The 25,834-nt window shown below is 46.0% G+C and carries 25 protein-coding genes and 1 tRNA gene; 8 read left to right on the top strand and 18 right to left on the bottom strand.

Annotation, left to right across the window (positions count from 1 at the left end):
- Positions 1 to 83: 83 nt before the first annotated feature.
- The 3 genes from EPL05_RS01315 to EPL05_RS01305 form a co-directional block, all read right to left on the bottom strand.
- The gene (locus tag EPL05_RS01315) at positions 84 to 2,786 is read right to left on the bottom strand and encodes a valine--tRNA ligase (protein ID WP_128531707.1); all 2,703 of its coding nucleotides are present in this window, start codon (positions 2,784 to 2,786) and stop codon (positions 84 to 86) included.
- Positions 2,787 to 3,035: 249 nt separating this feature from the next.
- A complete protein-coding gene (locus EPL05_RS01310; RefSeq protein WP_208394647.1) occupies positions 3,036 to 3,341 on the bottom strand; it encodes a DUF3368 domain-containing protein in 306 nt (101 codons plus the stop codon).
- A 138-nt stretch (positions 3,342 to 3,479) separates the two neighbouring features.
- Positions 3,480 to 3,707, bottom strand: a complete 228-nt coding sequence (locus EPL05_RS01305; protein ID WP_128531706.1) for a UPF0175 family protein — start codon at positions 3,705 to 3,707, stop codon at positions 3,480 to 3,482.
- Positions 3,708 to 3,829: 122 nt separating this feature from the next.
- Here EPL05_RS01305 and EPL05_RS01300 point away from each other — a divergent pair, with 122 nt between their 5' ends.
- Together EPL05_RS01300 and EPL05_RS01295 are read left to right on the top strand one after the other, a co-directional pair.
- Complete coding sequence (locus EPL05_RS01300; RefSeq protein WP_128531705.1) at positions 3,830 to 5,164, top strand: rhodanese-like domain-containing protein; 1,335 nt, start codon at positions 3,830 to 3,832, stop codon at positions 5,162 to 5,164.
- Positions 5,165 to 5,289: 125 nt separating this feature from the next.
- Positions 5,290 to 5,646 carry a helix-turn-helix domain-containing protein gene (locus EPL05_RS01295; RefSeq protein ID WP_166727603.1) on the top strand — a complete coding sequence of 119 codons (357 nt, stop codon included), beginning with the start codon at positions 5,290 to 5,292 and terminating at the stop codon, positions 5,644 to 5,646.
- A gap of 293 nt (positions 5,647 to 5,939) precedes the next feature.
- Here the strand turns inward: EPL05_RS01295 and EPL05_RS01290 are convergent, their stop codons facing one another.
- The 3 genes from EPL05_RS01290 to EPL05_RS01280 are packed head-to-tail and all read right to left on the bottom strand — an operon-like array spanning position 5,940 to position 8,794.
- The gene (locus tag EPL05_RS01290) at positions 5,940 to 6,770 is read right to left on the bottom strand and encodes an isocitrate lyase/PEP mutase family protein (RefSeq protein ID WP_128531703.1); all 831 of its coding nucleotides are present in this window, start codon (positions 6,768 to 6,770) and stop codon (positions 5,940 to 5,942) included.
- Entirely contained in the window at positions 6,771 to 7,247 is a 477-nt protein-coding gene (locus EPL05_RS01285) for a hypothetical protein (RefSeq protein ID WP_128531702.1), read from the bottom strand. It lies immediately after the preceding gene.
- Between the two features lie 5 nt (positions 7,248 to 7,252).
- Entirely contained in the window at positions 7,253 to 8,794 is a 1,542-nt protein-coding gene (locus EPL05_RS01280) for an acyl-CoA carboxylase subunit beta (RefSeq protein ID WP_128531701.1), read from the bottom strand.
- A 99-nt stretch (positions 8,795 to 8,893) separates the two neighbouring features.
- Between EPL05_RS01280 and EPL05_RS01275 the strand changes: the two genes are divergently transcribed.
- The 4 genes from EPL05_RS01275 to EPL05_RS01260 all read left to right on the top strand — a co-directional run bounded on the left by EPL05_RS01275 (position 8,894) and on the right by EPL05_RS01260 (position 12,319).
- Positions 8,894 to 9,226: a hypothetical protein gene (locus EPL05_RS01275; protein ID WP_128531700.1), complete on the top strand. Its 333-nt coding sequence runs from the start codon at positions 8,894 to 8,896 to the stop codon at positions 9,224 to 9,226.
- A gap of 142 nt (positions 9,227 to 9,368) precedes the next feature.
- On the top strand, positions 9,369 to 10,973 hold the full coding sequence (locus EPL05_RS01270) for a SulP family inorganic anion transporter (RefSeq protein ID WP_128531699.1): 1,605 nt from the start codon (positions 9,369 to 9,371) through the stop codon (positions 10,971 to 10,973).
- Between the two features lie 12 nt (positions 10,974 to 10,985).
- A complete protein-coding gene (gene can, locus EPL05_RS01265) occupies positions 10,986 to 11,732 on the top strand; it encodes a carbonate dehydratase (protein WP_128531698.1) in 747 nt (248 codons plus the stop codon).
- Between the two features lie 179 nt (positions 11,733 to 11,911).
- A complete protein-coding gene (locus tag EPL05_RS01260; RefSeq protein ID WP_128531697.1) occupies positions 11,912 to 12,319 on the top strand; it encodes an EVE domain-containing protein in 408 nt (135 codons plus the stop codon).
- A 94-nt stretch (positions 12,320 to 12,413) separates the two neighbouring features.
- Here EPL05_RS01260 and EPL05_RS01255 read toward each other — a convergent pair whose 3' ends face one another.
- From EPL05_RS01255 to EPL05_RS01235, 5 genes are all read right to left on the bottom strand, one after another.
- On the bottom strand, positions 12,414 to 12,938 hold the full coding sequence (locus tag EPL05_RS01255) for an O-acetyl-ADP-ribose deacetylase (protein ID WP_128531696.1): 525 nt from the start codon (positions 12,936 to 12,938) through the stop codon (positions 12,414 to 12,416).
- A 72-nt stretch (positions 12,939 to 13,010) separates the two neighbouring features.
- A complete protein-coding gene (locus EPL05_RS01250; RefSeq protein ID WP_128531695.1) occupies positions 13,011 to 13,535 on the bottom strand; it encodes an acyl-CoA thioesterase in 525 nt (174 codons plus the stop codon).
- Between the two features lie 147 nt (positions 13,536 to 13,682).
- Positions 13,683 to 14,945: a type IX secretion system plug protein gene (locus EPL05_RS01245; RefSeq protein WP_128531694.1), complete on the bottom strand. Its 1,263-nt coding sequence runs from the start codon at positions 14,943 to 14,945 to the stop codon at positions 13,683 to 13,685.
- 213 nt (positions 14,946 to 15,158) lie between these two features.
- Entirely contained in the window at positions 15,159 to 17,084 is a 1,926-nt protein-coding gene (gene abc-f, locus EPL05_RS01240; RefSeq protein WP_128531693.1) for a ribosomal protection-like ABC-F family protein, read from the bottom strand.
- 141 nt (positions 17,085 to 17,225) lie between these two features.
- Positions 17,226 to 17,993, bottom strand: coding sequence for an SGNH/GDSL hydrolase family protein (locus EPL05_RS01235; protein ID WP_128531692.1), 768 nt, complete (start codon positions 17,991 to 17,993; stop codon positions 17,226 to 17,228).
- Between the two features lie 95 nt (positions 17,994 to 18,088).
- Between EPL05_RS01235 and EPL05_RS01230 the strand changes: the two genes are divergently transcribed.
- The gene (locus EPL05_RS01230) at positions 18,089 to 19,123 is read left to right on the top strand and encodes a quinone-dependent dihydroorotate dehydrogenase (protein ID WP_128531691.1); all 1,035 of its coding nucleotides are present in this window, start codon (positions 18,089 to 18,091) and stop codon (positions 19,121 to 19,123) included.
- Between the two features lie 183 nt (positions 19,124 to 19,306).
- On the opposite strand, the gene EPL05_RS01225 is transcribed toward EPL05_RS01230, so the two are convergent.
- From EPL05_RS01225 to EPL05_RS01215, 3 genes are all read right to left on the bottom strand, one after another.
- Positions 19,307 to 19,480, bottom strand: coding sequence for a spore protein (locus EPL05_RS01225; RefSeq protein WP_067190784.1), 174 nt, complete (start codon positions 19,478 to 19,480; stop codon positions 19,307 to 19,309).
- A gap of 31 nt (positions 19,481 to 19,511) precedes the next feature.
- A tRNA-Cys gene (locus EPL05_RS01220) sits at positions 19,512 to 19,582 on the bottom strand.
- A 46-nt stretch (positions 19,583 to 19,628) separates the two neighbouring features.
- Positions 19,629 to 20,378 (bottom strand): TrmH family RNA methyltransferase, encoded by a 750-nt coding sequence (locus EPL05_RS01215; protein ID WP_128531690.1) that lies wholly within the window; start codon positions 20,376 to 20,378, stop codon positions 19,629 to 19,631.
- Here EPL05_RS01215 and tamL point away from each other — a divergent pair.
- Complete coding sequence (gene tamL, locus EPL05_RS01210) at positions 20,369 to 22,762, top strand: translocation and assembly module lipoprotein TamL (RefSeq protein ID WP_128531689.1); 2,394 nt, start codon at positions 20,369 to 20,371, stop codon at positions 22,760 to 22,762. The two genes, EPL05_RS01215 and tamL, sit on opposite strands and share 10 nt — an antisense overlap.
- Positions 22,763 to 22,860: 98 nt before the next feature.
- Here the strand turns inward: tamL and EPL05_RS01205 are convergent, their stop codons facing one another.
- The 4 genes from EPL05_RS01205 to hppD all read right to left on the bottom strand — a co-directional run bounded on the left by EPL05_RS01205 (position 22,861) and on the right by hppD (position 25,786).
- Positions 22,861 to 23,400, bottom strand: coding sequence for a hypothetical protein (locus EPL05_RS01205; RefSeq protein ID WP_128531688.1), 540 nt, complete (start codon positions 23,398 to 23,400; stop codon positions 22,861 to 22,863).
- Positions 23,401 to 23,449: 49 nt separating this feature from the next.
- Entirely contained in the window at positions 23,450 to 23,947 is a 498-nt protein-coding gene (locus EPL05_RS01200; protein ID WP_128531687.1) for a TspO/MBR family protein, read from the bottom strand.
- Between the two features lie 125 nt (positions 23,948 to 24,072).
- Complete coding sequence (locus EPL05_RS01195) at positions 24,073 to 24,534, bottom strand: YciI family protein (protein WP_128531686.1); 462 nt, start codon at positions 24,532 to 24,534, stop codon at positions 24,073 to 24,075.
- A 127-nt stretch (positions 24,535 to 24,661) separates the two neighbouring features.
- Positions 24,662 to 25,786, bottom strand: a complete 1,125-nt coding sequence (gene hppD / locus EPL05_RS01190) for a 4-hydroxyphenylpyruvate dioxygenase (protein ID WP_128531685.1) — start codon at positions 25,784 to 25,786, stop codon at positions 24,662 to 24,664.
- Positions 25,787 to 25,834 lie beyond the last annotated feature (48 nt).

The raw sequence follows: 25,834 nt of genomic DNA, 5'->3' as shown, positions 1-25,834 counted from the left end.
ATTTATTAAATCTAAAAAAAATATTGCGGTTTAATACACACAATAAATTACATATAGGTTTAAACAGCTTTAAATATATACAATTAGCAAGCCAAGCTTCTTAGGTTGTCTTCTACTGTTTTTAATTTCGATTCTGCATCCGCTTTCTTCTTCAGTTCATTATCTATAATATCGGGTTTTGCGTTAGCCATAAAACGTTCGTTGCCCAATTTTGCACTAACCGATTTTAAAAAGCCCAGGAGATATTCCTGCTCTTTTTTCAGGCGCTCACATTCTGCCGCTACATCAATTTCTATATTCAAAGCAATGTAGAATTCATCGGTGCCTGCAATAAAGTTTACAGCGCCACCAAGCGCTTCGTTAACCAGGCTCACATCGTTAATATTCCCCAAATGTTTAATAATGGGTTGATGTTTAACATAATTGATAGCCGAGTTTGTTTTTACCGCGAGTGGCAGAGCCTCTTTTGGCGATAATTGTTTGGCGTTCCGCACGTTACGAACCTGGGTAACAACTTGCTGGATAATTTCAATCTCGGAAATTAACTGGGAATTGATTTCCCCAAGTGCGGGCAATTGTGCCACAATGCAGCAATCGAGTTCGTCTCTCTCGCCAAACAGTTCATCATGCCATAGCTCCTCGGTAAGAAATGGCATAAACGGATGGAGTACTTTTAAGATGTTTTGAAAGAAGTTGATGGTAGCCGCGTAGGTTTCCGCATCGATGCTTTGTTTTTCGGCACCGGCTTTGTAAACGGGCTTCACCATCTCCAGGTACCAGGCGCAGTAGTCGTCCCAAACCAGCTTATAGGTGGCCATCAGAGCTTCCGATAAACGGTATTGTTTAAAGTCGTCCTCTATCTGCGCCAGCGCCTGGTTAAAGCGGCTATCAAACCACTCTATGGCTATCTGGTTGGTGTTAGTAAGGCTCTCATCAACCGCCCATCCCTGGATCAGTTTAAAGGCGTTCCATATTTTATTGGCGAAGTTTCGGCCCTGTTCGCAGTAGCTTTCATCGAACATGAGGTCGTTACCGGCAGGGGAGCATAGCAGCATACCCACACGTACGCCATCAGCCCCGTATTTGGCCATTAGTTCAATAGGGTCGGGGGAATTGCCCAATGATTTAGACATTTTGCGGCCCTGTTTATCCCTCACAATACCGGTTAGATACACATTGGTAAACGGCTTTTGCCCGCGCAACTCATGGCCCGACATGATCATCCTGGCCACCCAGAAGAACAAGATCTCGGGAGCGGTAACCAAATCGTTGGTAGGGTAGTAGTAGCTTATCTCGGCATTATCCGGGTTACGCACACCATCAAAAACCGATATCGGCCACAGGCCCGATGAGAACCAGGTATCCAATACATCGTCTTCCTGCCTTAAATCAGCAGTGGTGAGTTTTGGGTTTTGAGTTTTGAGTTTAGCTTCGTCCAACGCTTCTTCAATCGTTTTGGCAACCATGTATTCGCCGTTTGGCAGGTAGTAGGCCGGGATCTGCTGCCCCCACCACAATTGGCGACTTATGTTCCAGTCGCGCACGTTTTCCATCCAGTGGCGGTAGGTGTTGATGAACTTTTCGGGGATCAGCTTTACCTCTCCATTCAAAACATAATCAAGCGCCGGTTTGGCCATTTCCTGCATTTTGCAGAACCATTGCATCGAAAGTTTTGGCTCGATAACGGCGTTGGTGCGTTCGCTAAAGCCTATTTGCGAGGCATAATCTTCTGTTTTAGCCAGTGCTCCGGCTTCTTCCAATAATACCGCGATTTTTTTCCGGGCAGCAAAGCGATCTTCGCCAACCAGGATCTGTGCTTTATCGTTTAGGGTACCATCATCGTTCAAAATATCAATGATGGGCAGATTGTGTTTTTGGCCAAGAGCGTAATCGTTCAGATCATGTGCCGGGGTAACCTTTAGGCAACCTGTACCAAAATCCATGGTAACATATTCGTCCAGTATCACCGGGATCTCGCGGTTAATAAGCGGGATAAACACGCTTTTGCCATGCAGGTGCAGGTAGCGTTCATCATTAGGGTTTACACATATTGCCGCATCCGCCATAATGGTTTCGGGGCGGGTGGTGGCTACGGTTAAGTATTTAGTATCAAGTATCAAGTCGTTAGACTGCTCAGTAGATTCGTCGGCATTATCTTGATACTTGCTACTTGCTACTTGATACTTAATGTAATACAACTTCTGGTTTACTTCTTTGCGGTTTACTTCTTCATCGCTTACGGCGGTTTTGCTTTGCGGGTCCCAGTTAACCATACGTACACCGCGGTATATCAGCCCTTGTTTGTGCAGGCGAACAAAATAGTCTATAACTGCTTCGCTCATATCTTCGTCCATGGTGAACTTGGTGCGTTCCCAATCGCATGATGCTCCGAGTTTCTTTAGTTGCTCCAGTATAATGCCGCCGTATTTTTCTTTCCACTCCCAGGCGTATTTTAAAAACTCCTCGCGGGTAAGGTCTTTTTTATTGATGCCGCGCTCTTTGAGCATGGCCACAACTTTGGCTTCGGTAGCGATGCTTGCGTGATCTGTACCAGGTACCCAGCAGGCGTTCTTTCCCTTCATGCGGGCACGGCGGATGAGTACATCCTGTATGGTATTGTTTAGCATATGCCCCATGTGCAGCACGCCGGTAACGTTTGGCGGAGGGATCACAATAGTGTAAGGCTCGCGCTCATCGGGCACCGAGCGAAAAAAATTGTGTTGCAACCAGTAACTGTACCATTTTTCTTCGGCTTCTTTGGGGGAATATGTTTTAGCAATGATCATAGCCCGCAAAAATAACTATTTGTGCCAAATTGTTAAGCCCTAATGCATATTGAGTTTTGCGGCACGGTAATGGCTTTATTAAGAATAAGTATTTATAAGCTTGGGTGGCAATAATATAAAGGCCCGGCAGTTTATAATTTATATCACAGCACAGATATGAAAACAATTCCATTAAATCGTTTCCTGGCGGCTATGCTTAAATTATCAAGGATATCGGTAGTTATTAAGTGGTTTAATAAGTAGAGGATGTTAGGCTTCCCTAGCAAGCAAGAGGATTTCATTAATCACTTCTGGTGAATACCAAAAATTAGTTTTGCGGATCTTTTCAACTACTGGTTTAATAGCTGGGATTATGCCAAATTCTTTAGCTTTTAAAATAACACCAAAAGTGCCGGTAACTTCCAAATTTAACTTTCGGGCTACCTTCCTTCCCTTACCGTCATCAATTATAAGTAGCGCCGGGCCAAATTCCATTGCAAGCGCTATCGCACTCGCCTCTCCCGGATCAATGTCTAAAGAAAACTGAAACTGCACATTTTCAACTTCGCGTATCATTACCCAATCGGGCAATTGTTCGCCAAACTCCTTTTCTACAGTAGGGTGGTGAAGACTTGTTTGAATATTTTTTCTAATAATTCCAATTCCCCAATTTTCGCCAAAAGAATAAAGCAGGTGGCATCGGCAATTACAATCTTATATCCGGGCGGCATCGGCAAGTATCTCAGATGCGGGGTAATTCATTAACGAAACTCCATAGTCGCCAAGCAGCTCGGCAAATGTACGTTTAGATAAGCCAGCCATATCGGCAGCCTGCCCTAACGACAATTTACCCGCTTCATATAATTTCGCAGCTATAAACCTTACAGTATCATTTTGATACTCGCCAAGGCTGTCTGGAATTTGGAGTGTTAGCGTAGTCATAAAGTAAATATACAAATAATAGAATTATTATATCAAATACCCCCCCCAATCTTTACCCTCCTCCAACATTTCCTCCTTCAAACCTTTCGCCCGAAACATTATCTTTGCGGCCATTATACGTTATGATAGTTAACCAGTTTTACGATAAGGGTTTGGCCCACGCATCTTACGCTATTATCCGCAATGGCCGCATGGTGGTGATAGACCCTGCCCGCGACCCGCAGCCTTACTACGATTTTGCAGAGATCCACAGCGCCGATATTTTGGGCGTGATAGAAACCCACCCCCATGCCGATTTTGTGAGCTCGCACCTCGAGATCCACCAAACCACTGGAGCCGTTATTTATGTAAGTAAACTGGCCGGCGGTACCTTTCCGCATGAAACATTTGACGACGGGGACGTGATAAAATTGGATGATATCAAACTGAAAGCGATCAATACCCCCGGACATTCGCCCGATTCCATCTGTATTTTGCTGGAGGATGAAAAAGGTAAGGATTGTGCCATATTTACCGGTGATACCCTGTTTGCCGGTGATGTAGGCCGCCCTGATCTGCGCGAGACTGCCGGCAACATCACCGCCAAAAAAGAGGAACTTGCCCGCGATATGTATCATAGCACCCGCGAAAAACTGATGGTATTACCTGCAGATGTTACGGTTTACCCGGCACACGGTCCCGGCTCGCTTTGCGGTAAAAGCATGAGCCCCGATCTGCAGACCACCATAGGCAAAGAGTTGCGCGAGAATTACGCCCTGCAACTGATGGACGAGTTAAAGTTTGTGCAAACCCTAATGGCCGATCAGCCCTTTATGCCCAAATACTTTAGTTATGATGTAGAACTGAACAAAACCGGCGCGCCAAACTTTGCCGAGAGCGTTAACAATGTTGTTAAGGCTGATAGCCAAACAGAATTAGAAAAAGGCGTGTTAGTGGTTGATGCCCGCCCAAGCGAATTATACCGCAGGGGCCATGTTAAAAACAGCATCAACCTGCAGAATGGCGAGAAATTTGAGACCTGGCTGGGATCTGTTATTGCCCCCACCGAAGAGTTTTATCTTATTGGCGAAACACATGCCGATTTAGATATCCTGATAAAAAAGGCAGCCAAAATTGGCTACGAAAAAAATATAAAAGCAGCTTTGCTTACGCCGGATAGCGCGACGGTAAAATCACCAGTTATCAATCTGGCTGAATTTAAAGCGCATACTGATAACTATACGATCGTAGACGCACGCAACTGGGCCGAAATAAACTCCGGCAAGCTGTTTAGTGATGCGCTTACTATCCCTTTACCTGAGTTAAGGGAGCGGGTTAACGAAATTCCTACCGACAAGCCTATAGTGGTGCATTGCGCTGCTGGTTACCGCTCAGCCGCTGCGGCTGGTATTATCTCAGCCAAAATAAAGGCGGTCCCGGTTTATGACCTCAGCGAAGCAGTGAGGGAGTGGATGTAGGAGGAGTTGATGGCTCATAGTTGATAGTTCATGGCCGAAGCGGCTATACGCTATTAACTTTTTATGAACTATGAACCATCATCTATGAACTATGAACTTTTTTACTATCATTGCATCCGAAGAATATGTCGGACGACGCGGTTGTAAAACGGATAAAGGTTATTGTTAAGGAGCATGGCGGTCAGCTTGCACTGGCAAACGCTATTGGGGTAGACCAGGGCTTCATCAGCAAGGTGATCAACAAAAAGCAAGACATCAGCTATTACCTTATCCGCAAGCTTTGCTTCCAGCTCAAATACTCGCCCGAATGGCTCATCCTCGGCACCGGAGAAAAAAATATCCACAAGCCCGAATCTGCAAAACTCATTACCGAAATTCAAATGCTCCGCACCGAGGTAGACATCCTCCACGCCCGTATGCGCGCCTACGAACTGGAAATGGCGGAGATTAAACAAAGTACGCAGCAGCAAAAAGCCGGGTAACAGTGTGATTTATCATTTCTCCAAGCCGATTGCCCGTTCTATTCCCTCCCAACTGTAATAGCCCGGGCAAAGACAGGGCTTATTAAATTTCTTTACGGTTTCATAATAAAAAATCTGAAAATGGTGGTGACACTATTATCAAAAAAAGTGTTAACCCTGTATATTTACAAAAATTTGATTATCAATAACTTAAGAAAAATAAATTGAAATTGTGTTAACTTTTGTAAACCCTGCCAAGAGAGGTAATCGCACAAGGGTGCCACTTTGGATAGCTTCAGTAGGTAAGTTTATTACTATTTTAACATCTTATTTAAATCGCCGTAAGGGATTATTCCGTTAGCAAAATCAAATGTGCCGGTGTTTTTAATCTCCGAGGCTGCATTTATGAAAGCCCCATAAGCTGCACGAGCTAAGGAGGAGCCGAGGCTCACGCGTTTTACACCCAGGTCTTCCAGTTGATTAAGCGAAAAGCTTGGGCCCGATAATCCCATCACCACATTAACCGGCTTTGGCGAAACTGCTTTTACCACAGCGGCAATATCTTCCGCGGATTTTAGTCCCGGTGCGAAAAGCACATCGGCACCTGCTTCGGCGTAAGCTTCGAGGCGTTTGATGGTATCCTTTAATTCGATAACGCCATGGATCAAATTCTCGGCTCTTGCGGTCAGCATAAAAGGAAAATCTAAACTCCCGGCTGCCTTAACTGCGGCGCGGATGCGTTCTACGGATAATTCAAAAGGATATATCGGCGACCCAGCCTTACCTGTGGCATCTTCTATAGAACCGCCAACAACACCTGCCTTTGCGGCAAGAAGTATCGCTTGGGCGCAGCCTCCCGGGTCATCGGAATAACCATTCTCCAGGTCGGCAGAAACGGGGAGGCTAACCGCCGCGCTGATGGCTTCGCTGTTTGCCAATGCCTCCTGCAAAGTTACCACACCTTCGCCATCCGGCTTTGCCAGCGAATAAGCTAAACCCGCGCTGGTGGTAGCAAGCGCCTCAAAGCCCAGGCTCGCTAGCATTCGTGCCGAGCCTGCGTCCCATGGGTTGGGGATGGCAAATATACCGCTGCGGGTATGCAGGGCTTTAAAGGTTTCGGCTTTTTGGTGTTGGGTAGGTGTCATTTAATTTTCTTTTTTAAAATCGATTCTATCAAATTTTAATTTTGCCACTGTAAAACCAATTGCCGCAATCGCAATGCTTGCCATAAATATCGAATCACATTTTAATGAGTATAGTTTTTTGCGCCCGCCTTGGCACATTGTGCAGTTAATAAGTTCGGCATTACTGTTAAAGCAGGCTATGACAGCAGTAGATACAAAAAATAAGGCGACCGATATAATTACATAAAATAGGTTTCGTTTAGACGGCTTCCATATCATCCAAAACGACAACCATATACAAAACACCGCAAACGAACCCGCAAACGCATAGCTCGCAAAATGAAATTCCTTCCTTACAACAAAGGATATTTTACCATCTGTAAATGCAACGTAAAGCTTTCTAATTAACAAAACGTATTCGTCTTCATAAAAGGAAGCTACCGCAAAAGCCGCAATTACTATCGGTATTATCCAAAGATATTTCCACTTAAAGCCCATATTGTTTACAACGGAATATTCCCGTGCTTCTTCTTCGGGTTATTCACCACTTTATTCTCCAGCATTTTAAAGGCGTGGATCAATTTAATGCGGGTTTCGGCAGGTTCGATAACCTCATCTATAAAACCACGCTCGGCGGCGCGGTAAGGGTTGGCGAAGATCTCGGCGTACTGCTGTTCTTTTTCGCGCCATTTGGCCTCGGGGTCATCGGCGGTGGTTATTTCACGTTTAAAGATGATCTCGGCGGCGCCTTTGGCACCCATAACGGCAATTTCGGCGGTTGGCCAGGCAAAGTTCATATCGGCGCCAATGTGCTTGGAATTCATTACGTCATAAGCGCCACCGTAAGCCTTGCGGGTAATTACCGTAATACGCGGCACGGTTGCTTCGCAGAAGGCAAAGAGCAGCTTGGCGCCATTGGTGATAATGGCGTTCCACTCCTGGTCGGTACCCGGTAAAAAGCCCGGTACATCTTCAAACACCAGTAGCGGAATATTAAAACTATCGCAAAAACGGACAAAGCGTGCCGCTTTTTGCGAGGAATGGATATCCAACACTCCGGCTAAAAAAGCAGGTTGATTGGCTACTATGCCAATGCTTCGGCCTGCTAAACGGGCAAAGCCCACTACAATGTTTTCAGCAAAATCTTTATGTACTTCTAAAAACGAGCCCGCATCTAACACCTCTTCAATCACCTCGCGGATATCGTAAGGCTGCGAATTGTTTTCGGGCAGTAAAGTGGTTAACGCGGGGCGGCTCTCGTTGCCGGTTTCATAGGGCAGGGAAGGGGCACGGTCCTCGCAGTTTTGAGGCATATAGCTTAGTAGTTTTTTTACGTGCTGTATGGCATCTATCTCGTTGCTGCAGGCAAAATGTGTAACGCCGCTTTTGGTAGCGTGGGTATTGGCACCGCCAAGTTCTTCGGAGGTTACTACCTCGTGCGTTACCGTTTTTACCACATTGGGGCCGGTAACAAACATGTAGCTGGTATGCTCTACCATCAAAATAAAATCGGTAATGGCGGGGGAGTATACCGCGCCGCCCGCGCAGGGGCCCATAATAGCCGATATTTGCGGCACAACGCCGCTGGCCATGGTGTTGCGGTAAAATATATCGGCGTAACCACCTAAGGATACTACGCCTTCCTGGATGCGGGCACCGCCCGAGTCGTTAAGGCCAACAACAGGTGCGCCGTTTTTCATCGCCAGGTCCATTATTTTACAGATCTTTTCGGCATGGGTTTCTGATAGTGAGCCACCGAAAACGGTGAAATCCTGCGAAAAAACGTATACCAGCCGGCCATTAATGGTGCCATAACCGGTAACTACACCGTCGCCCGGATATTTTTCTTTTTCCATCCCGAAATCGGTAGAGCGGTGCGAAACCAGCATCCCAATTTCCTGGAAACTGCCATCATCCAATAAAAAGTGAAGGCGCTCGCGTGCAGTGAGTTTGCCTTTTTTATGCTGACTTTCTATACGGGCGATACCACCCCCTTCAAGCGCTTTTTGGCGCTTTTGCTGTAATATTTCTAACTTTTTATCCACTATCCCGGTTTATTAGGTACAGCGCTAAAATTAGTAATTAAATTGTAAGATTGTGATTACACTATTTTTGGGGTGCAGATTTTACTATATTTGCGACGCATGAAAGCGAGGAATTTTAAAATTTCTGTAGTGGTTTTGTTTATGAGCATCTTTGTTGCAAAGATGGCCATATCTATCGCGCCTGCTTTTTTATGCCTCGATAATAAAGCGGTTAACGCGGTTATTATGCAGCTGGAGCACGAATCGAAAACCGAAAAGGAAGATCCCGAAAAGGACACTTTTAAAGAGAAGAAAGTTTTTGATGAGAATTACCTGCACTTTGTGGTTTACAAAACTTTTATTGTTGAAACCAACGTGCTGCACAACCAGGAGCACTCGCTTTACCAGCAACTTTACCACCCGGTAGTACCTACCCCACCTCCCAACGCATAACATCTTTTTACCGGTTCAAATTGCTGAACCGGGTAACCAGCCGTATGTTTTAATCTACGGCTGAAACAGCATGCTTTGCCTGCATTTTTTGTGGCTATTGCAATTGGCTGTTGGTCCCCAAATTCATTCTAAAATTCCTGTTATGCAAATTAATCAAGGAGGCACCGCTGGCGGCGGCCTTAACCTGAAGAAGTATTTCCTGTCTAAAAACTTAAAAAAAGATCTACCCGCAAGTATCGTAGTGTTTCTGGTAGCGCTGCCCTTATGTTTGGGTATTGCGCTGGCATCCGGCGCGCCGCTCTTCGCAGGGATATTAACCGGCATCATTGGTGGTGTTGTGGTTGGTATTTTCAGCGGTTCGCAACTAAGCGTTGCCGGGCCGGCCGCGGGTTTAACCGTTATTGTATTAAACGCTATTACCAAACTGGGCTCTTACGAAACATTCTTATTAGCCGTAATGATAGCCGGGGCGCTGCAAATACTGCTGGGTATAATAAAGGCCGGCACTATTGCAAATTATTTCCCATCCCCGGTTATTGAAGGTATGCTGGCTGCTATTGGTATCATCCTCATCATGAAACAGTTTCCGCACGCGGTAGGCTACGATGCCGATTTTGAAGGCGACGAGGGCTTTAGCGAGAACGGCGAAGGTAACAACACTTTCAGCGGTATTATGAGCGCTGTTGGCAAGATCAATTACGGTGCTGTTATTATTGCGGGTGTATCCTTGTTAATATTGATCTATTGGCCAAAAATTAAAAAAGTGGCCATGGTGCCTGCCCCATTATTGGTGGTACTCTCGGGTATTGCGCTAAGCGCATTGTTCGCAGGGACAGGATTTGCATTACAGGAAAAACAGATGGTTAACTTGCCGATGGTGAATAACAGCGGAGAATTCTTCGCGCTGTTTAAGAGCCCGAATTTTGCAGCCATAACAAATAAGGAAGTTTGGATAACAGCCTTTACCATTGCCGTGGTAGCGAGTTTAGAGACGCTGCTAAGCCTGGAGGCTGTAGATAAAATAGACCCAATAAAGAGAATATCACCTACAAACCGCGAGCTGGTTGCTCAGGGGGCTGGCAATTTAGTAAGCGGTTTGCTTGGTGGTTTACCTATGACTGCGGTTATCGTACGTTCTTCCGCAAACGTAAATGCGGGTGCACGTACCAAGGTGAGCGCCGTTTTTCACGGGCTGATGCTGCTTTTATCGTTGCTGTTCATCCCCAAATTAATTAACCAGATACCGCTATCATGTTTGGCAGCTATCCTGTTAATGACGGGTTACAAACTGGCACGCATCGGGCTGTTTAAGCACATGTGGCACAAAGGGCTGGATCAGTTTATCCCCTTTGTAGTAACCATTGTAGCAGTAGTGCTTACCGATTTGCTGATAGGGGTAGGGATAGGCATGATGGTGGGTATATTTTATATACTGCGTACCAATTTGCGCAACCCATACTTTTATCAGATAACCACCAAAGGCGATAAAAAAACCATCACCCTGCGACTTGCAGAAGAAGTATCGTTCCTGAATAAAGCAGCCATACAGGTAACGCTTACCAGCTTGCCAAAAGGCAGCGATGTGATCATCGATGGTTCCAACTCCCGCTTTATAGACCCTGATGTATTGGAGATCATCCATAATTACAAGCACAATGCCTACACAAAGGGCATTATAGTGCAACTGATAGACGTGAAGGATAAGTATGACGTACCGCCATTAAAAGAATTAGTTTATAAACTTTAAAAGAAATTTACCATGTCGACCATAGAAGATAAAAAAAACAACAACGGCCAAAATGGCCAAAGCAACAAACCGGCTATTGATGTAAAACAGATATCGCTGGCGCAAAAAAGCAGCTACGATAAGCTGATAGCCAACAATGCCCAATGGGTAGAAAAACGCATCGGCGAAGATCCGGAATATTTTAAAAACCTGGCAAAAGGCCAAAGCCCCGAAGTGCTGTGGATAGGCTGTTCAGACAGCAGGGTACCGGCAAACGAGGTTACCGGTACCAAACCGGGCGAAGTGTTTGTACACCGCAACATTGCCAATGTGTGCAATCACTCGGATATGAACATGCTGAGCGTGCTCGATTATGCGGTTAACGTATTAAAAGTGAAGCATGTAATTGTTGCCGGCCATTACGGCTGTGGCGGCGTTGCTGCCGCGCTCACTAATAAGCAATTTGGTATTATTGATAACTGGCTGCGCCATATTAAAGATGTATACCGCCTGCATAGCCACGAGCTGGACCGTATAACAGACGAAACGCAAAAAGTAAACCGCCTGGTTGAGCTTAACGTAAGCGAGCAGGTTTACAACCTTTGCAAAACATCTATTGTGCAGAACGCCTGGATGGAACGCCATGATTTGGAGGTACATGGCTGGGTAATTGACCTGGGCAGCGGCCTTGTGAAAGACTTGAAAGTGACCAGCAGCAGCCCGCATAACCTGGGTTATGTATACGAGTTGAACGGTGTAGATGCCATGGCTGCACACTAAAATACTCATGTTGAGGTGAGGTTTAAATTAGCCCCGGTTTGCAGGTTGCAGCCGGGGTTTTTTATGGGCAGATGTTTGGCCGCCCGCTCTTATGTGGTATTTGCGTAAATATGTTAGTCCGTTATTTAGTTTACAGCCGCATTTTATCATATTTGCTCAGTAAATTATAGGGCATTATCATGAATCATTGGCTGGTAAAATCAGAACCATTTAAATATAGCTGGGAAAAGTTTAATAAAGAGGGCCGCACCTTTTGGGATGGCGTACGCAATTACCAGGCGCGCAACAACCTAAGGCTGATGGCAATAGGCGACCTGGTGATGTGGTACCACAGTAACGAGGGTAAAGAAATTGTGGGCATTGCCCGCGTAGTAAAAGAAGCCTACCAGGACCCTACTACCGAAGACCCAAACTGGGTAGTGGTTGATTTGGAACCCGTAGAAAGCCTTAAACGCGCCGTAACCCTCGAAGAAATAAAAGCCGATGAGCGCCTTAAAGATATCGGCCTGGTACGCCAGGGCCGCCTATCGGTAATGGGGGTTAAACGCGAGGAATTTGACCGGATACTGGAACTGGCGAATAATTAACCACCAAAAACTTGCGTGTTTTTACTAATTTTTGGTGCTTTTTATCAAAAAAAGGGATAAAAACGCGCTTTTTTTAGCCTGTTTTTGGGCTAATTTACAAGCCAAGGTTTTGATAGATGCCCAGATTTTCATCGTCGAAACAAATGAAGATCACTTGGGTTATTTGATGGTTTTCTGCCAGAAAATTTTCAACGGTTGCTACCGCGATCTCTGCCGCCCGCTGTTTTGGGAAACGGTAAACGCCCGTGCTGATATTTGGGAAAGCGATAGTTTGTATGCCATTCTCTACCGCCAGTTTTAAACTGTTGGCATAACAACCGGCCAGTTGCTCTTCCTCTTTCAAAACGTTTTTTCCACCGTTATAAACAGGGCCAACCGTATGGATAACATATTTGGCGGGCAGTCTGCCGCCGTTGGTAATAATGGCGTTGCCCGTTTTGCAGCGGCCCAGTCGATCCACAATTTTTATGCACTCTTCCAATATTTGCTTGCCACCCGCGCGGTGGATAGCGCCGTCTACCCCACCGCCGCCCATCAGGCTGCTGTTGGCGGCGTTCACGATGGCATCAACGGCTAATTTGGTGATATCGCCTTGCTGTAGTTTAATTCTTGCATCCATAAGGGTATAACGAGTATTGGCCCGTACCTGTTTGTGCCGAAATTACTCCAAATCCAGCGGATGTGTTCGTGCTTACTTCTTCTGCGCAGCAAAAAACAGCGCTTTCAATTCTGTAGCATCATCCGGTTTCATTTTGCCGCCTAAGATCAGCCTGAGTTGGCGGCGGCGGAGCGCGCCTTCGTAAAGTTCTACCTCGTCTTCAGTTTCGGGGAGCAGTTCGGGCACATGTACTTTGCCGCCATCTTTATCCAGCGCTACAAATGTATAGTAAGCCTCGTTGCTTTTATGGCGGGTACCCTGCGGGATGTTTTCGGCATAAACATCCATCCGTACCTCTACCGAGGTGGTGAACGCACGGGTAACCTTAGCCTCAATGGTGATCACATCGCCCAGTTTAATAGGGTGATGAAAAGATACATTATCTACCGATGCGGTTACCACCACACGGTTACAATGCTTTTGCGCGGATATGGCGGCAGCTATATCCATCCAGTGCAGCAAACGCCCACCCATTAAATTATTGAGGGTGTTGGTATCGTTGGGTAATACCAACTCGTTCATGATGGTAAATGATTCTTTAGGCGCTTTTCCTTTCATAGTGCAAAGATAGTTTTTAAGGGGAAATTAGTACACAGCCATTATGTTGTAGAGACGCGATACTTCGCGTCTTGATGAATTATGTTGATGTGGAGTTTGTTACCGTCCTAAGGGAGACGCGAAGTATAGCGTCTCTACGGAAAAGGCTTATGGCCTCACCGTCCGTAACAAACTGTAACCCACCAACTCTTCCCAGCGGGCACCGGCGGGGCGGACGTAAACCAATAACTGGTATTCGTTCTCCGTTTCAAAGTAGTTCCCTTCCAGCGCGGTATAATCGGGTTGTTTGGTGGCATTGTTCACCCAAACGTACATAAAATCGTAAACGCCCTGCTTCAGCAGCAGGTTGGTGTAAAAGCGGCCGCGGCTGTCAAATTGCATCCGGCTGTTGGCATCTATGTTATAATCGTTAAACTGGCCGATGATATAGGGCGTGCCTTCTGCCTCCGACTTGTTCGTCCCAACATTAAAATACACGTGCGCGTAATCGGCATCCGTGCGCGAATCGCGGCCATCCTGATTGATCACATAGTACTTGCCATCGTTATCATACAGTAAAGTATAATTGGGCAAGTTGCGGTTTGGGTCGCCCAGCAGCATTACGGTGTTGGCCGTATCCCGGTAGATGCGGCCTATCCGCTCCGAATTTACTTTTAACGACCGGGTATCAAAATGCCTGAACTCGTTTCCGCCTGCAAAATCGTTGATGTTTACATCGTTATAAACCAATTGCGTGCCACGGATATAAGTGGGCACATTGTTCATTTTACCGGTTTCGGGGCGGGCGTTTTGCATCACCAGCACGCGGATATCACGGTTGGGATTCTGTACATTCAATCCGCCGTAATCTACCGTAAAATTAAGCTTTTGGTTAGTTCGCCTTGCCGATACGTTGTTGGACGAAGCGATGGTGCCGCCAACCCCTACACGACTGTTGAGCACATACAGCTTTCGCGTAAGGATCATTTTGTTAAGGTCGCTATCCTCATACACCTTTAAAATATAGTTGCCCGATATTTTTGGGGCGATGTTTTGATTGGGCAGGGTCAGCTCGTAATGGGTATATTTTTGGAAGGTGCCGGATGAGTAGGTGTAATTGAAAAGCCTATCGTCCATAAAGGTTTGCAGATACTCGGCAGGCGAAAGGTGCGAGGAGTTCCAGTTGGCATCGCAATGCTCAATGGTATAATAAAAATTACGGCTGCCGCCGCTCAGGTCGTCAAAGCCTAAAACAACTTTTTCCTCGCTGTTTAAGTTAATCACGGGGAAAGCCGCCGCCTGTTTATCTACTTTATAAAACTCAACGCTTTTAATCTCCGGGCGAAATACATCGTTGCCGTAAGGTGCTTGCGCGAAGGCAATAGAAAAGGTTAGCGCAGAAAGAATTAACAGACAAAGGGCTTTTTTCATTATCACAATAATAGCACAAAAACGCGGGTGGCAGGAAAATATTTCAGTGAATGAAATAGGCGACAAGTAAGTACGGCAGCAAATTATAAAGACTTGTCATTGCTGACAAGATGGTTATATAGGTAGCCTGGAAACAAAAAAGCCAAAAGACGGATGTCTTTTGGCTCAATACTTTTCAAAAACTCCCCCTTCAGGGCGCTGGGGGGCTTCGCTTTAAGCTTCCAGCTCCATTATCTGGTCGGCTAATGCTTCCCATTTTTGTTGCAGGCCGCCAAGCTCCATTTTTTTAAGCTGGTAGCTGTTGTTTATCTGCTTCATTTTTTCCGCCTGGTTGAAGATCTGGTTATCGGCCAGCTGGGCTTCCATGGCTTTAACTTCCTTTTCAACCGAAGCTATGTTCTCTTCAAGCTTAGTCAGATCCTGGTTAAGCTTCTTCAATTGCTGATGTTTGTTGTCGCTACTTTGTTGTTTAACGGGCGCGACTTCTTTCTTCTCTTCCTTTTTAGGCTGAGGGGAAGGTGCCGCGACTTTCGGCTCCAATTTGCGTTTATCGTTCCACACATCGTACTCGGCGTAAGTGCCCGGGTATTGTTTTATCTTTTGATCCTCGATAAACCAGATCTTATTGGCCACATTATCCAAGAAGTACCTATCGTGCGATACAACTATCACGGTACCTTCGTACTGTTGCAGTGCCTGTATCAATATATTTACAGATGCCATGTCCAGGTGGTTGGTAGGCTCATCCAGTACTAAAAAGTTTGCATCGGCAGTTAAGGCCTTGGCTAAAGCCACACGCGATTTCTCCCCACCCGATAATACTTTTATCTTCTTAAATACATCATCGCCGGTAAACAGGAAAGAACCTAATATCGAGCGAAGTTCCGTATCGGTATGTTTTGGAGCGAAGGCTTGCAACTCCTGCAAGATCTGGTGCTCCAGGTGAAGCGACTCTAACTGGTGTTGCGCAAAAAATGTTTGTGTAACGTTATGTCCGGTTTGGGCTGTGCCTTCAAACTCGGTATCAGCACCTGCAACAATGCGCAACAGGGTCGATTTACCTTTACCGTTGGCACCTATCAAGGCAATTTTGTCACCTTTTTCGATTATCGCTTCTGCATCATCTAAAATATCTATAGCCGGATATTTTTTGGTGATGTGCTCCATGGTAACCACGTGGCGGCCCGATTGCCTGCTGAAACGGAAGCTGAAATTAACCTCAGGGTTATCATCATCTACATCGTCAACACGCTCCATTTTATCGAGCATTTTAATACGCGACTGCGCCATCTTCGCCTTAGAGGCCTTGGCACGGAAACGCTCAATTAAACGCTCCTCTTGTTTTATTTTCGATTGCTGGTTCTTGAACTCGCCGCGCTGGATCTCGGATCGTAAGGCTTTTTCTTCCAGGTAGAAGGTATAGTTACCCGCATACACATTCAGTTTACCCTTGCGGCTTTCTACGGTGCGGTTGATCACCTTATCCAGGAACCACCTGTCGTGCGATACGATGATGATAGCACCGTTAAAGGCTTTCAGATAGTCTTCCAGCCATTGGATAGATGGTAAGTCCAGGTGGTTGGTAGGCTCATCCAGCAAAAGGATATCAGGCGCTTGTAAAAGTATTTTTGCAAGCATCACGCGCATCCGCCAGCCCCCGCTAAAGGTGCTTAGCTTACGCTGGCATTCGGCTTCGCTAAAACCAAGGCCGGCCAAAATTTCGTGTGCTTTGTATTCAATGTTGTAACCATCAAGCAGTTCAAACTCGTGCTGCTTATCGCTTAGCTTATGTAAAAGGTCTTCGGTGTAATCTGTTTCCAGTTTTTTAAGCAATACTTCTATTTCGTCGTGCAGTTGGTTTTGGCGCTCAAAGGCTTCCATAGCAACGTGAACGATGTTCTTGTCAGACGAGTAGGAGAGCAGGTCCTGGTTAAGGTAACCCATGGTGAGGTCCTTAGCCATAGATATAGTACCCGAGGTAGGCTTGTAGTCGCCCACAATGATCTTTAAAAGGGTAGTTTTACCGGTACCATTGGCGCCAATAAGGCCAATTTTTTCTCCAGGTTTTATATGCCAGTTAGCTTCATCGTACAGCGCCCGCGCACCAATCTCAAACGTAAGGTTATTTATAGCGATCATTTGCCGCAAAGATACGGTTTTGAGGGACAAAAGACAACGGACGAAAGGATTAAGGAACGGTTGCTATGTATATCTAAGTCAGCGCAATGTGAAATTACGCCATTCTTTTGCCTATTGGTGCTTAATCCTTTGTCTTAAAATCTATCCTTTCACCACTTGCACCCATGCTTCGGCCATTAATTTGGCGCCGGCAATGCTGGGGTGTACACCGTCTGTGGTCCAGTAACTGCCGGGGGCGGTTTCGAGTGCTTTATCATAAACAGATTGGTAGGGCACAAAAGGGAGACCATACTGCGTGGCTATATCGCGGGCAGCCTGCCTGTAGGCATCAAATGCCGGGTACCATTTATCATCTACTGCCCGCACGCCTTTTACCGCGAATGGTTCGCAAATGATGATTTTAATGCCGGGTAAAGCTTTATGGGTGCTCTCTATCAGCTTTTTATAATCGGCTATATAGTTTTCTATGGTGCCTTTGTAGCCACTGGTAAGCGTATGCCAAAAATCGTTTACGCCGATGTGGATGCTCAGTACGGTTGGTTTAAGGGCGATGCAGTCGGTATCCCAGCGCTCGGCTAATTGATAAACCTTGTTACCGCTAATGCCTTTGTTAAAGATCTTCAGGTTTTTGTGCGGATATTTTACCAGCAGGGCGCCGGTGGTATGGATCACATAGCCATTGCCAAGTGAACTTGGGTTATTGGCCTCGGTTTTGCTTTTGTCGCGGCCCCAGTCGGTAATGGAATCTCCCTGGAAAAGAATAATATCATTATCGTTCAGCTCCACTTTTTTTGCTGATGAGGTACCCACAGCTGCAGATACAATTTGCGGGATAGACAAAGTGGCAACGGTGCCAATAGCCGCGTTTTTAATAAAATTCCGGCGCGAGTTCAATAAAAAATTCTTCATATATAGATAGATGTTCCGATAAAATGGACAGCAACTAAATTACAATATTCTGCAAAATGTTAACCCTTAAATATTAAAAACGGTAAATTCGCGCCATGTATCAACTGCTTAAACCCCTGCTGTTCAAGTTCGACCCGGAGAACGTCCATTATTTTGTAACCCGCAATCTAAAACGCCTCAACAAAATGCCCGGCGGTACAGCCATCAGCAAAGCCATCTGGGCATCGGACGATAAGCGTTTGGAGAAAGAAGTGTTCGGCCTGAAGTTTAAAAATGCAGTAGGTTTAGCCGCAGGTTTTGATAAAAATGCCGAACTGATCGCCGAAATGGGTGCTTTAGGGTTCGGGTTTGTAGAAGTTGGTACCGTTACGCCATTGCCGCAACCGGGTAACGACAAGCCCCGCATGTTTCGCCTGCCGGCAGATGAAGCGCTCATCAACCGCATGGGTTTTAATAATTTAGGGGTTGATGTAGCCGCCGAGCGCATAGCTGCTTATCGCAGAAGCCTTAAAACCAGTGAAACCGCCCTTATTATAGGCGGTAATATCGGCAAAAATAAAGTAACTCCTAATGAGGACGCCGTGAGCGATTACATCAAATGTTTCGACAGGCTGTTTGATGTGGTAGATTATTTTGTAGTGAATGTAAGCTCGCCCAATACTCCAGGGCTGCGCGCATTGCAGGAGAAAGAGCCGCTAATGCATATTCTGAACACCCTGCAGCAACGCAATAGCAAAAAAGGTATCAGCCGCCCCATCCTCCTTAAAATAGCACCAGACCTTACCAATGATCAATTGGATGATATAGCAGATATTGTAAAACAGACCGGCATAGCCGGTATCATCGCCACCAATACCACCATCAGTCGCGAAGGGCTTACATCGGCCTTTAAAGGTGAAACGGGTGGGTTAAGCGGCAAGCCCTTAACCAAGCGCTCTACAGAAGTGATCAGCTATTTAAATAAGGTATCCGGTGGTTCGTTCCCCATAATAGGGGTGGGTGGCATCCACTCGGCAGAAGATGCAGCGGAGAAAATCGCGGCAGGGGCGGTGCTGGTGCAATTATACACCGGGTTTATTTATGAGGGGCCGGGGCTGATTAAACGCATCCTGACACGATTGAAGGATTAAGAGATTTACACGATTTTGTAGAGACGCGATACTTCGCGTCTTGAAGAACAACTCATAAGGTTTATCGCCACCGTCCTAAAGGAGACGCGAATTATCGCGTCTCTACATCGCAGAAAAAATTCCCCAACCAAAAAAGGCGTACCAATTAATTGGTACACCTTCAAAGCTTTGTGGAGATAAGAATTACTTAGCTGAAGCTATAGCTAAAACAGCATTGTTTTTTGCTATTTGGCTATCTTTTTTCTCTGCAGAACGGCTACCTAACTCAATGTTAGTAGCTAACTTTAAAAACTGTACTTCTAAACGAGAGAAAGTTTTGTTTCTTCTATCTTTTCTTTTTAAACGAGTAACGCCCATGATCTTTTATTTAATAAATGTTTTAACCCTGAGGTCGGAAGCGGATTCGAACCGCTGTAGGAGGTTTTGCAGACCTCTGCCTAGCCACTCGGCCATCCGACCTTTTTTAAGGATTGCAAAAATAACAATTATTATTTGCCAATCAATTTTATTTGGCGCTTTTTCCTGCAACTTCCGAACAAAATATCGCGGTAGCTATAGCCACGTTTAATGATTCGGCCCCCCCTATGCGTGGAATGGTTACCGCATTGCTTATCAAAGCTTCAATTTCGGGGCGGATGCCATTGCCCTCGTTGCCCATAACTACCAGTCCCTCAGTGCCAAAATTGGTTTTATAAATGCTTTGGCCATTTAACAAGGCGCCATAAACGGGCAATTTGGCCGAGCGGAGAAATTCCTTCAAATCGGTATAACTAATGTTCATCCGCGCCAAGCTCCCCATGGTGGCTTGCACCACTTTTGGGTTATAAGCATCTACCGTATCCTCGCTGCACACCAAATTGGTAATGCCAAACCAGTCGGCTGTGCGGATAATGGTGCCCATATTACCCGGATCCTGCACACCATCAAGCACTAAAGTGAATTTATTCTTTAAGTCCTGATCGCTAAAGCCGGCCCATTCGGGTATATTAACGGCAGCAATTGCATCGGCGGGGTTCTTTAAAACGCTTATTTTTTGCAGTTCGTTTAACGAAATCTCCTGAAAGTTTATTTTTCGGGATAAATTAAGCAATTTTGGGGCAATACCAGGCGTATGGTAAATGGTTTGAATACAGTAGGGCGAATTGGCAAATTCAATAATGGATTTGTAACCTTCCACCAAAAACAAACCACTTTCCCGGCGAAACTTTTTATGTTGTAAAGACGTTAGTAAACTGATCTGAGATTTTGAAAGCATATTTAACACCCGGCCATTACCGTATTGCAATATTAAGTATTTTGGTGGTTATTATCTCCAGCTGCAGCGTTACGCGTGGAATAAAACCAAACCAAGCCATTGTCCGCACGCTCACCTTAAAGGGTATTGACAAGGAATTTGCCGAAGCCGCCGTTAATTATGTGGATAAAGAGCAACAACCCAACAACTGGCTCAACCTGCAATTTTATTACACCTTTAGCAAAAAGGGCAAACGCAATATTGGCGAGGCACCACGCCTTTTAGATAGTAGCCTGGTGGAGTTTTCGCGCCTGCAATTGCAAAAATATTTGCAGAATAAAGGCTACCTCAAAGCAAAAGTAGCCGATTCCATCGTTATCAAAAAACAAAAAGCCGAACTGATATTTACCGCTACCGAGGGGCCGATGTTCCGCATCCGCAACTATAAGGATAGCATTGCAGATCCTAATGTAAAAGGGCTTTACCGCCGCACCAAAGCGCAATACTCGCACGTAAACCCCGGAAGCCGCTTTGATACCGATAGCCTGGCGTACGACCGTGACCAGTTTTTCCAGGTGATGAAACGGAACGGCTACTTTGACTTTTACCGCCAGTACGTCAACTTTGAGCCGGATTCGAGCTACAACCAAAGTATCGTAGATCTGGTGATGATCATTGATAACCCCGCCGATAAGCCGGCGCATCCAACTTTTACCATTAATAACACACTGATAACCGTAACACAAAGCAACGGCCGCAAAACCGGTAACCCCGATACCATACAGGTAGATTCGCAGTTTAGGTATGTGGATTACTCGGGGAGGTTTAAGCCAAAAACGGTAACCGACTATATTTTTCAGAAAAAAGGGCGCCTGTTTGATATCGATATGCAAACGCTTACTACTTCGCGCTTATCGGAATTGAACGTTTTTAGAAATGTGCCCAGCCCAATTTATGAAAAGCTGCCTGATAGTACCAACAGGCTCAATACCCGCATAGATATTACCCCGCTGAAACGCATGAGCGACAGGGTGGAGGCGGAGTTCCTGTTTAACGGCGGGCGATATGGCTACAACATTGGCAATACCTTTACCAACCGTAATTTGTTTAAACAGGCGGCGGCCTTACAGGTGAAACTTAACTGGAGTATTTTGTTTGATAGCGGGCGCAACGCCGGCGATAGCAAAGGCATCCAAAACCAGGAGTTTAAAGCCGGGGTGAGTTTAATATACCCGCGCATTGTATCGCCGTTCGATTTTCCTAACCTGGCCAAGTTTGGGGTGCCGCACACCACCTTCTCTACCAACTTCTCCTTGTTTTATCAAAAAGGACTGGTGCAGCGCCGCAGCTGGATTAACTCCATCACCTACGATTTCTTCGATACGCGTACCAAACAGCACTCCATAACCCCTATCAATATCGAATTTTCCAGCGGAAATATCGACCCTATTGCCAAGGCAGAGCTGCTGAAGCAAAACCGCTACTCATACGTTTACCTTATTGGCCGTACCACCTTTACATCGGGGAGCCAGTATACCTTTCAGTATAACAGTATCAAGCTAAACACTTACGAGAATTTCTATTATTTCCGCGGAAGTTTGGATTTGGGCGGCGGTACGCTGAATTTACTGAGCCGCGCTTTCAGAACACCCAAAGACAGCCTCGGCCAGCGCACTTTTTTTGGCAACGCATTTTCGCAATACGTAAAAACCGAAATAGATTACCGCCTGTACAGAAGCCTCGGCGGCGAACGGCAGTTTATTTTCCGTTTCAGCCCGGGCATTGGTATTCCTTACGGCAACAGCAACCAACTGATATTTGAAAAGAACTTTTATACCGGTGGTGCCAACGATATCCGCGCCTGGCTGCCGCGTACACTTGGCCCCGGGCAATTTAACCGCGCCAGTTATGGTGTAAACGGCGCTGCAGATACTACCAGGGCGCGCTTAAAATACCTCGACCAGTTTGGCGAGATAAAAATGGTAGCCAACCTGGAGTACCGCTATAAATTGGTTGATAACTTCTTCGGCACTAAACTTAAGGGCGCTTTGTTTATGGATATGGGCAACGTATGGCGCTTGCATAAAACGCCTGACAACCCTAACGGCGAATTCAGACTAAATAACCTTTTCAACTCTACAGCTATAGGTATCGGTACCGGCCTGCGTTTCGATCTTAGCTTCTTTATCTTCAGGCTGGATGCGGCCTTTAAATTTAAAGACCCCCAGTTTAACGGCGCGGATCAATGGGTGCTCTTCCGCCATGCCAACGAATTGTTTAAATCAGGCGATTTCAAAAAGGCATACCTCAAAGCAAACAGCACCGGTGTAGACTCCAACGGCAACTATGTAGGTGATAGCTATAACTTTATGCAGCTTAACTTTGGTATAGGGTTGCCGTTTTAAACACGATTTAAGGATTTCAAGATTCGACGCGATTAAAAACCGCCGTCATTGTAATGCCGCGTTGGTTAAGGGGCTTAACTAATCTCTAAACTCCAATCTCAACTACTAAATATCCCCTTCAATCCATCTAAAACGCTTTGGAAAAACGTGGGGATGCTGAGGCCGTTGTGGTAGTTGAAATACAGGAAGATACAGAAGATGATAAGGGCGATGATGATGAACCGCTTAAACAGGTAGCCTATTAAGACCAAACCTAAAGGGATGGCTATCAAAAGGATCCAGCTTATTTTTACCGGGGTGAGTTTACTATCGTGCCGGTAAACGTAATACAGCATAGAGGTGGTGCCTTCGTCGTTTTGGTGGCGGGCAAATATAAAGCTCGATTTTTCCAGCTTGTGGCGGAAAAACGCGGTGCCTTTTTCAAATTTCAATGTCTCTACAAAACCATTAATGGTAAAGCTGAAGGTTCCGTTTACGTTCTCCTGGATGTTTTTGCCGGTATCAACCGCTACAATAGCTATCTCGTCTTTAGCGAAGGGGTTTTCCTTCACCACAAAATGTTTAATAGAAACGGTATCTGCAAAAGCAAAACCCGATGCGATCATAAACAGGCAGCAGGTAAAAAGTATCTTTTTCATTAGTGTATTTGAGGGGATATAACCTGCAATAAAAATAGTGTTTTTTCCATCACTTGTTAAGTATATAAATACCGATGTTGAGCAGCGTGGCATAGCTCACCCAAACGAGGTACGGCACCAGCAGCCAGGCAGCCGTTTTGGTGAACCTGCCAAACCAGGCGATATTAAGAATGATGAACACCAGCAAAAGCACGATGATGATAAGCCCGCCAAATATTTGGTGCAGCCCAAAAAACACTATCGACCATAAAAAATTGAGCAGCAGCTGTATGCTATAAATAATGGCCGTAGTTCTGTAAACTGGAGTGCCGTCGCGGCGTTTCCAAACCAAGTAGGCTGCTATGGCAATGAGGACGTAAAGCGTTGTCCACGCCACCGGGAACAACCAGTTTGGCGGCGTAAACCCCGGCTTGTTGAGCGTAATATACCAGCCTTTGATCTCGGGCCGGGTAAATATTGTGGCAACCCCGCCGATAGCCAGTGTGATAAAAAGGCTTATGGCCAACGGGATAAGCTGGAATTTGGGTACGGCTGAGTTGGCTTTCATGATAACAATAACACGGCGGCAACGCAAATGTTTAGGCTGCCGGGTCGGGCGTTTTGTTGGAGATCATGGCCGGCTTAAAAGTTCTGTGAGGCTGTTTGATGCTACTGTCCGCATCTGTTTGCAAGTTATTCTGCAACGCTTTTCTTCTCTAAGGTGTTATGAATGGGCACCACCTGCATCAGCGCGGCAGAACCATACCAGGGGTGCAGTTCCATAACCAAAGTACCCGCTTTGATGGCAGGGTCGGTAGCGGTAAGCCCTTGTGCCTCTTCAATGGTTGCCACGTTAAAAATAAAAATACCACGTATAGGATGGTCGTCCATAAAAGGGCCCGCTAATACCAGCTTACCTTCGGCAGCCAATTTCATAATATTACGCAGGTGGGCCATCTGTAATTCCTGACCGGCTTTGGCATCGGTAATTTTTGTAGGCCCTTCTTTCAAGAAAGCCATTACATATTTCTTCATACCGTATTGATCGGCACCCAGCTTTTGGGCAAGCGCGGCATTATAGGCAGGTTTTTCAGTTTGGGCGAGGCAGGCTATGCCCATCAACAGCAGGGGCAGCAATAATTTTAATCGTAACATAGCATGTGGTTTTAGGATTCTGAAATAAAGATAGAAAATCTGCTCAGCTATTATCAAAACAAAAGCCGGGCAAAATGCCCGGCTCCAAACTAAATCCAAAATCGGAACTCCCATCTCCGAAATCTAATTACAAGTTTCCCCTCAACTCCTGCTCCCGCTCAATCGCTTCAAATAATGCCTTAAAGTTACCGGCACCGAAGGATTTGGCTCCCTTGCGTTGGATGATCTCGAAGAACAGCGTAGGCCTGTCTTCCACCGGTTTGGTGAAGATCTGCAGCAGGTAACCTTCGTCGTCGCGGTCTACCAGGATGCCGAGTTCCTTTAACGGGCCAAGGTCCTCGTCAATATGGCCAACCCGTGCGGTTAGTTCGTCGTAATAGGTGGTGGGCACGGTTAAAAACTCTATGCCGCGGCTTTGCAGGTCGGTAACGGTTTTTACAATATCCGCTGTTGCCAATGCCAAATGCTGTACACCCTCGCCTTCGTAAAACTCCAGGTATTCTTCTATCTGGCTTTTCTTTTTGCCTTCTGCGGGCTCGTTTATCGGGAACTTTACGTAACCGTTCCCGTTACTCATTACCTTGCTCATCAGGGCAGAGTATTCGGTCGAGATCATCTTATCGTCAAATGTTAAGATGTTGCGGAAACCCATAATGTCCTCATAAAAGTTAACCCATTGGTTCATTTTATGCCAGCCCACGTTGCCCACACAATGGTCTACATATAGCAGGCCGGTATCGGTTGGCTGGTAGCTGGTTTGCATAGCCCTATAGCCCGGTAAAAACGGACCTTTATAATTTTTGCGTTCTATAAATAAATGCACGGTTTCGCCATACAGTTTTATGCCGCTGGTGCGCACTTCGCCATATTCATCCGTGATGGATTTTGGCTCCTGGTAAGGCTCGGCACCACGGGCAACGGTTTGTTTAAAGGCGTCGAAGGCATCGTCCACCCAAAGGGCCAAGATCTTTACGCCGTCGCCGTGCTTTTTAATATGCTCGGCAATGGGGTGATCAGAGTGCAGGGGTGTAGTAAGCACCAAGCGGATCTTGCCTTGCTGTAAAACGTAGGATGCGCGATCGCGCACACCTGTTTCCGGCCCGGCGTAAGCCAGGTCCTGAAAACCGAAAGCAGTTTTATAATAATGCGCCGCCTGCTTGGCGTTGCCCACGTAAAATTCCACATAATCGGTACCGTTAAGCGGCAAAAAATCTGTTGTGGTTGGTTTTGTATCTAATGTTAATGTGTCCATTGCTATTAATTAGTGATTGAGTGAATTATTGAATGGTTGATTTCCTAA

The organism is Mucilaginibacter gilvus, from assembly GCF_004054195.1.
GTDB lineage: Bacteria > Bacteroidota > Bacteroidia > Sphingobacteriales > Sphingobacteriaceae > Mucilaginibacter > Mucilaginibacter gilvus.
The sequence above is the reverse complement of the archived record's forward strand: the minus strand, read 5'-3'. Positions and strand labels throughout refer to the sequence as shown.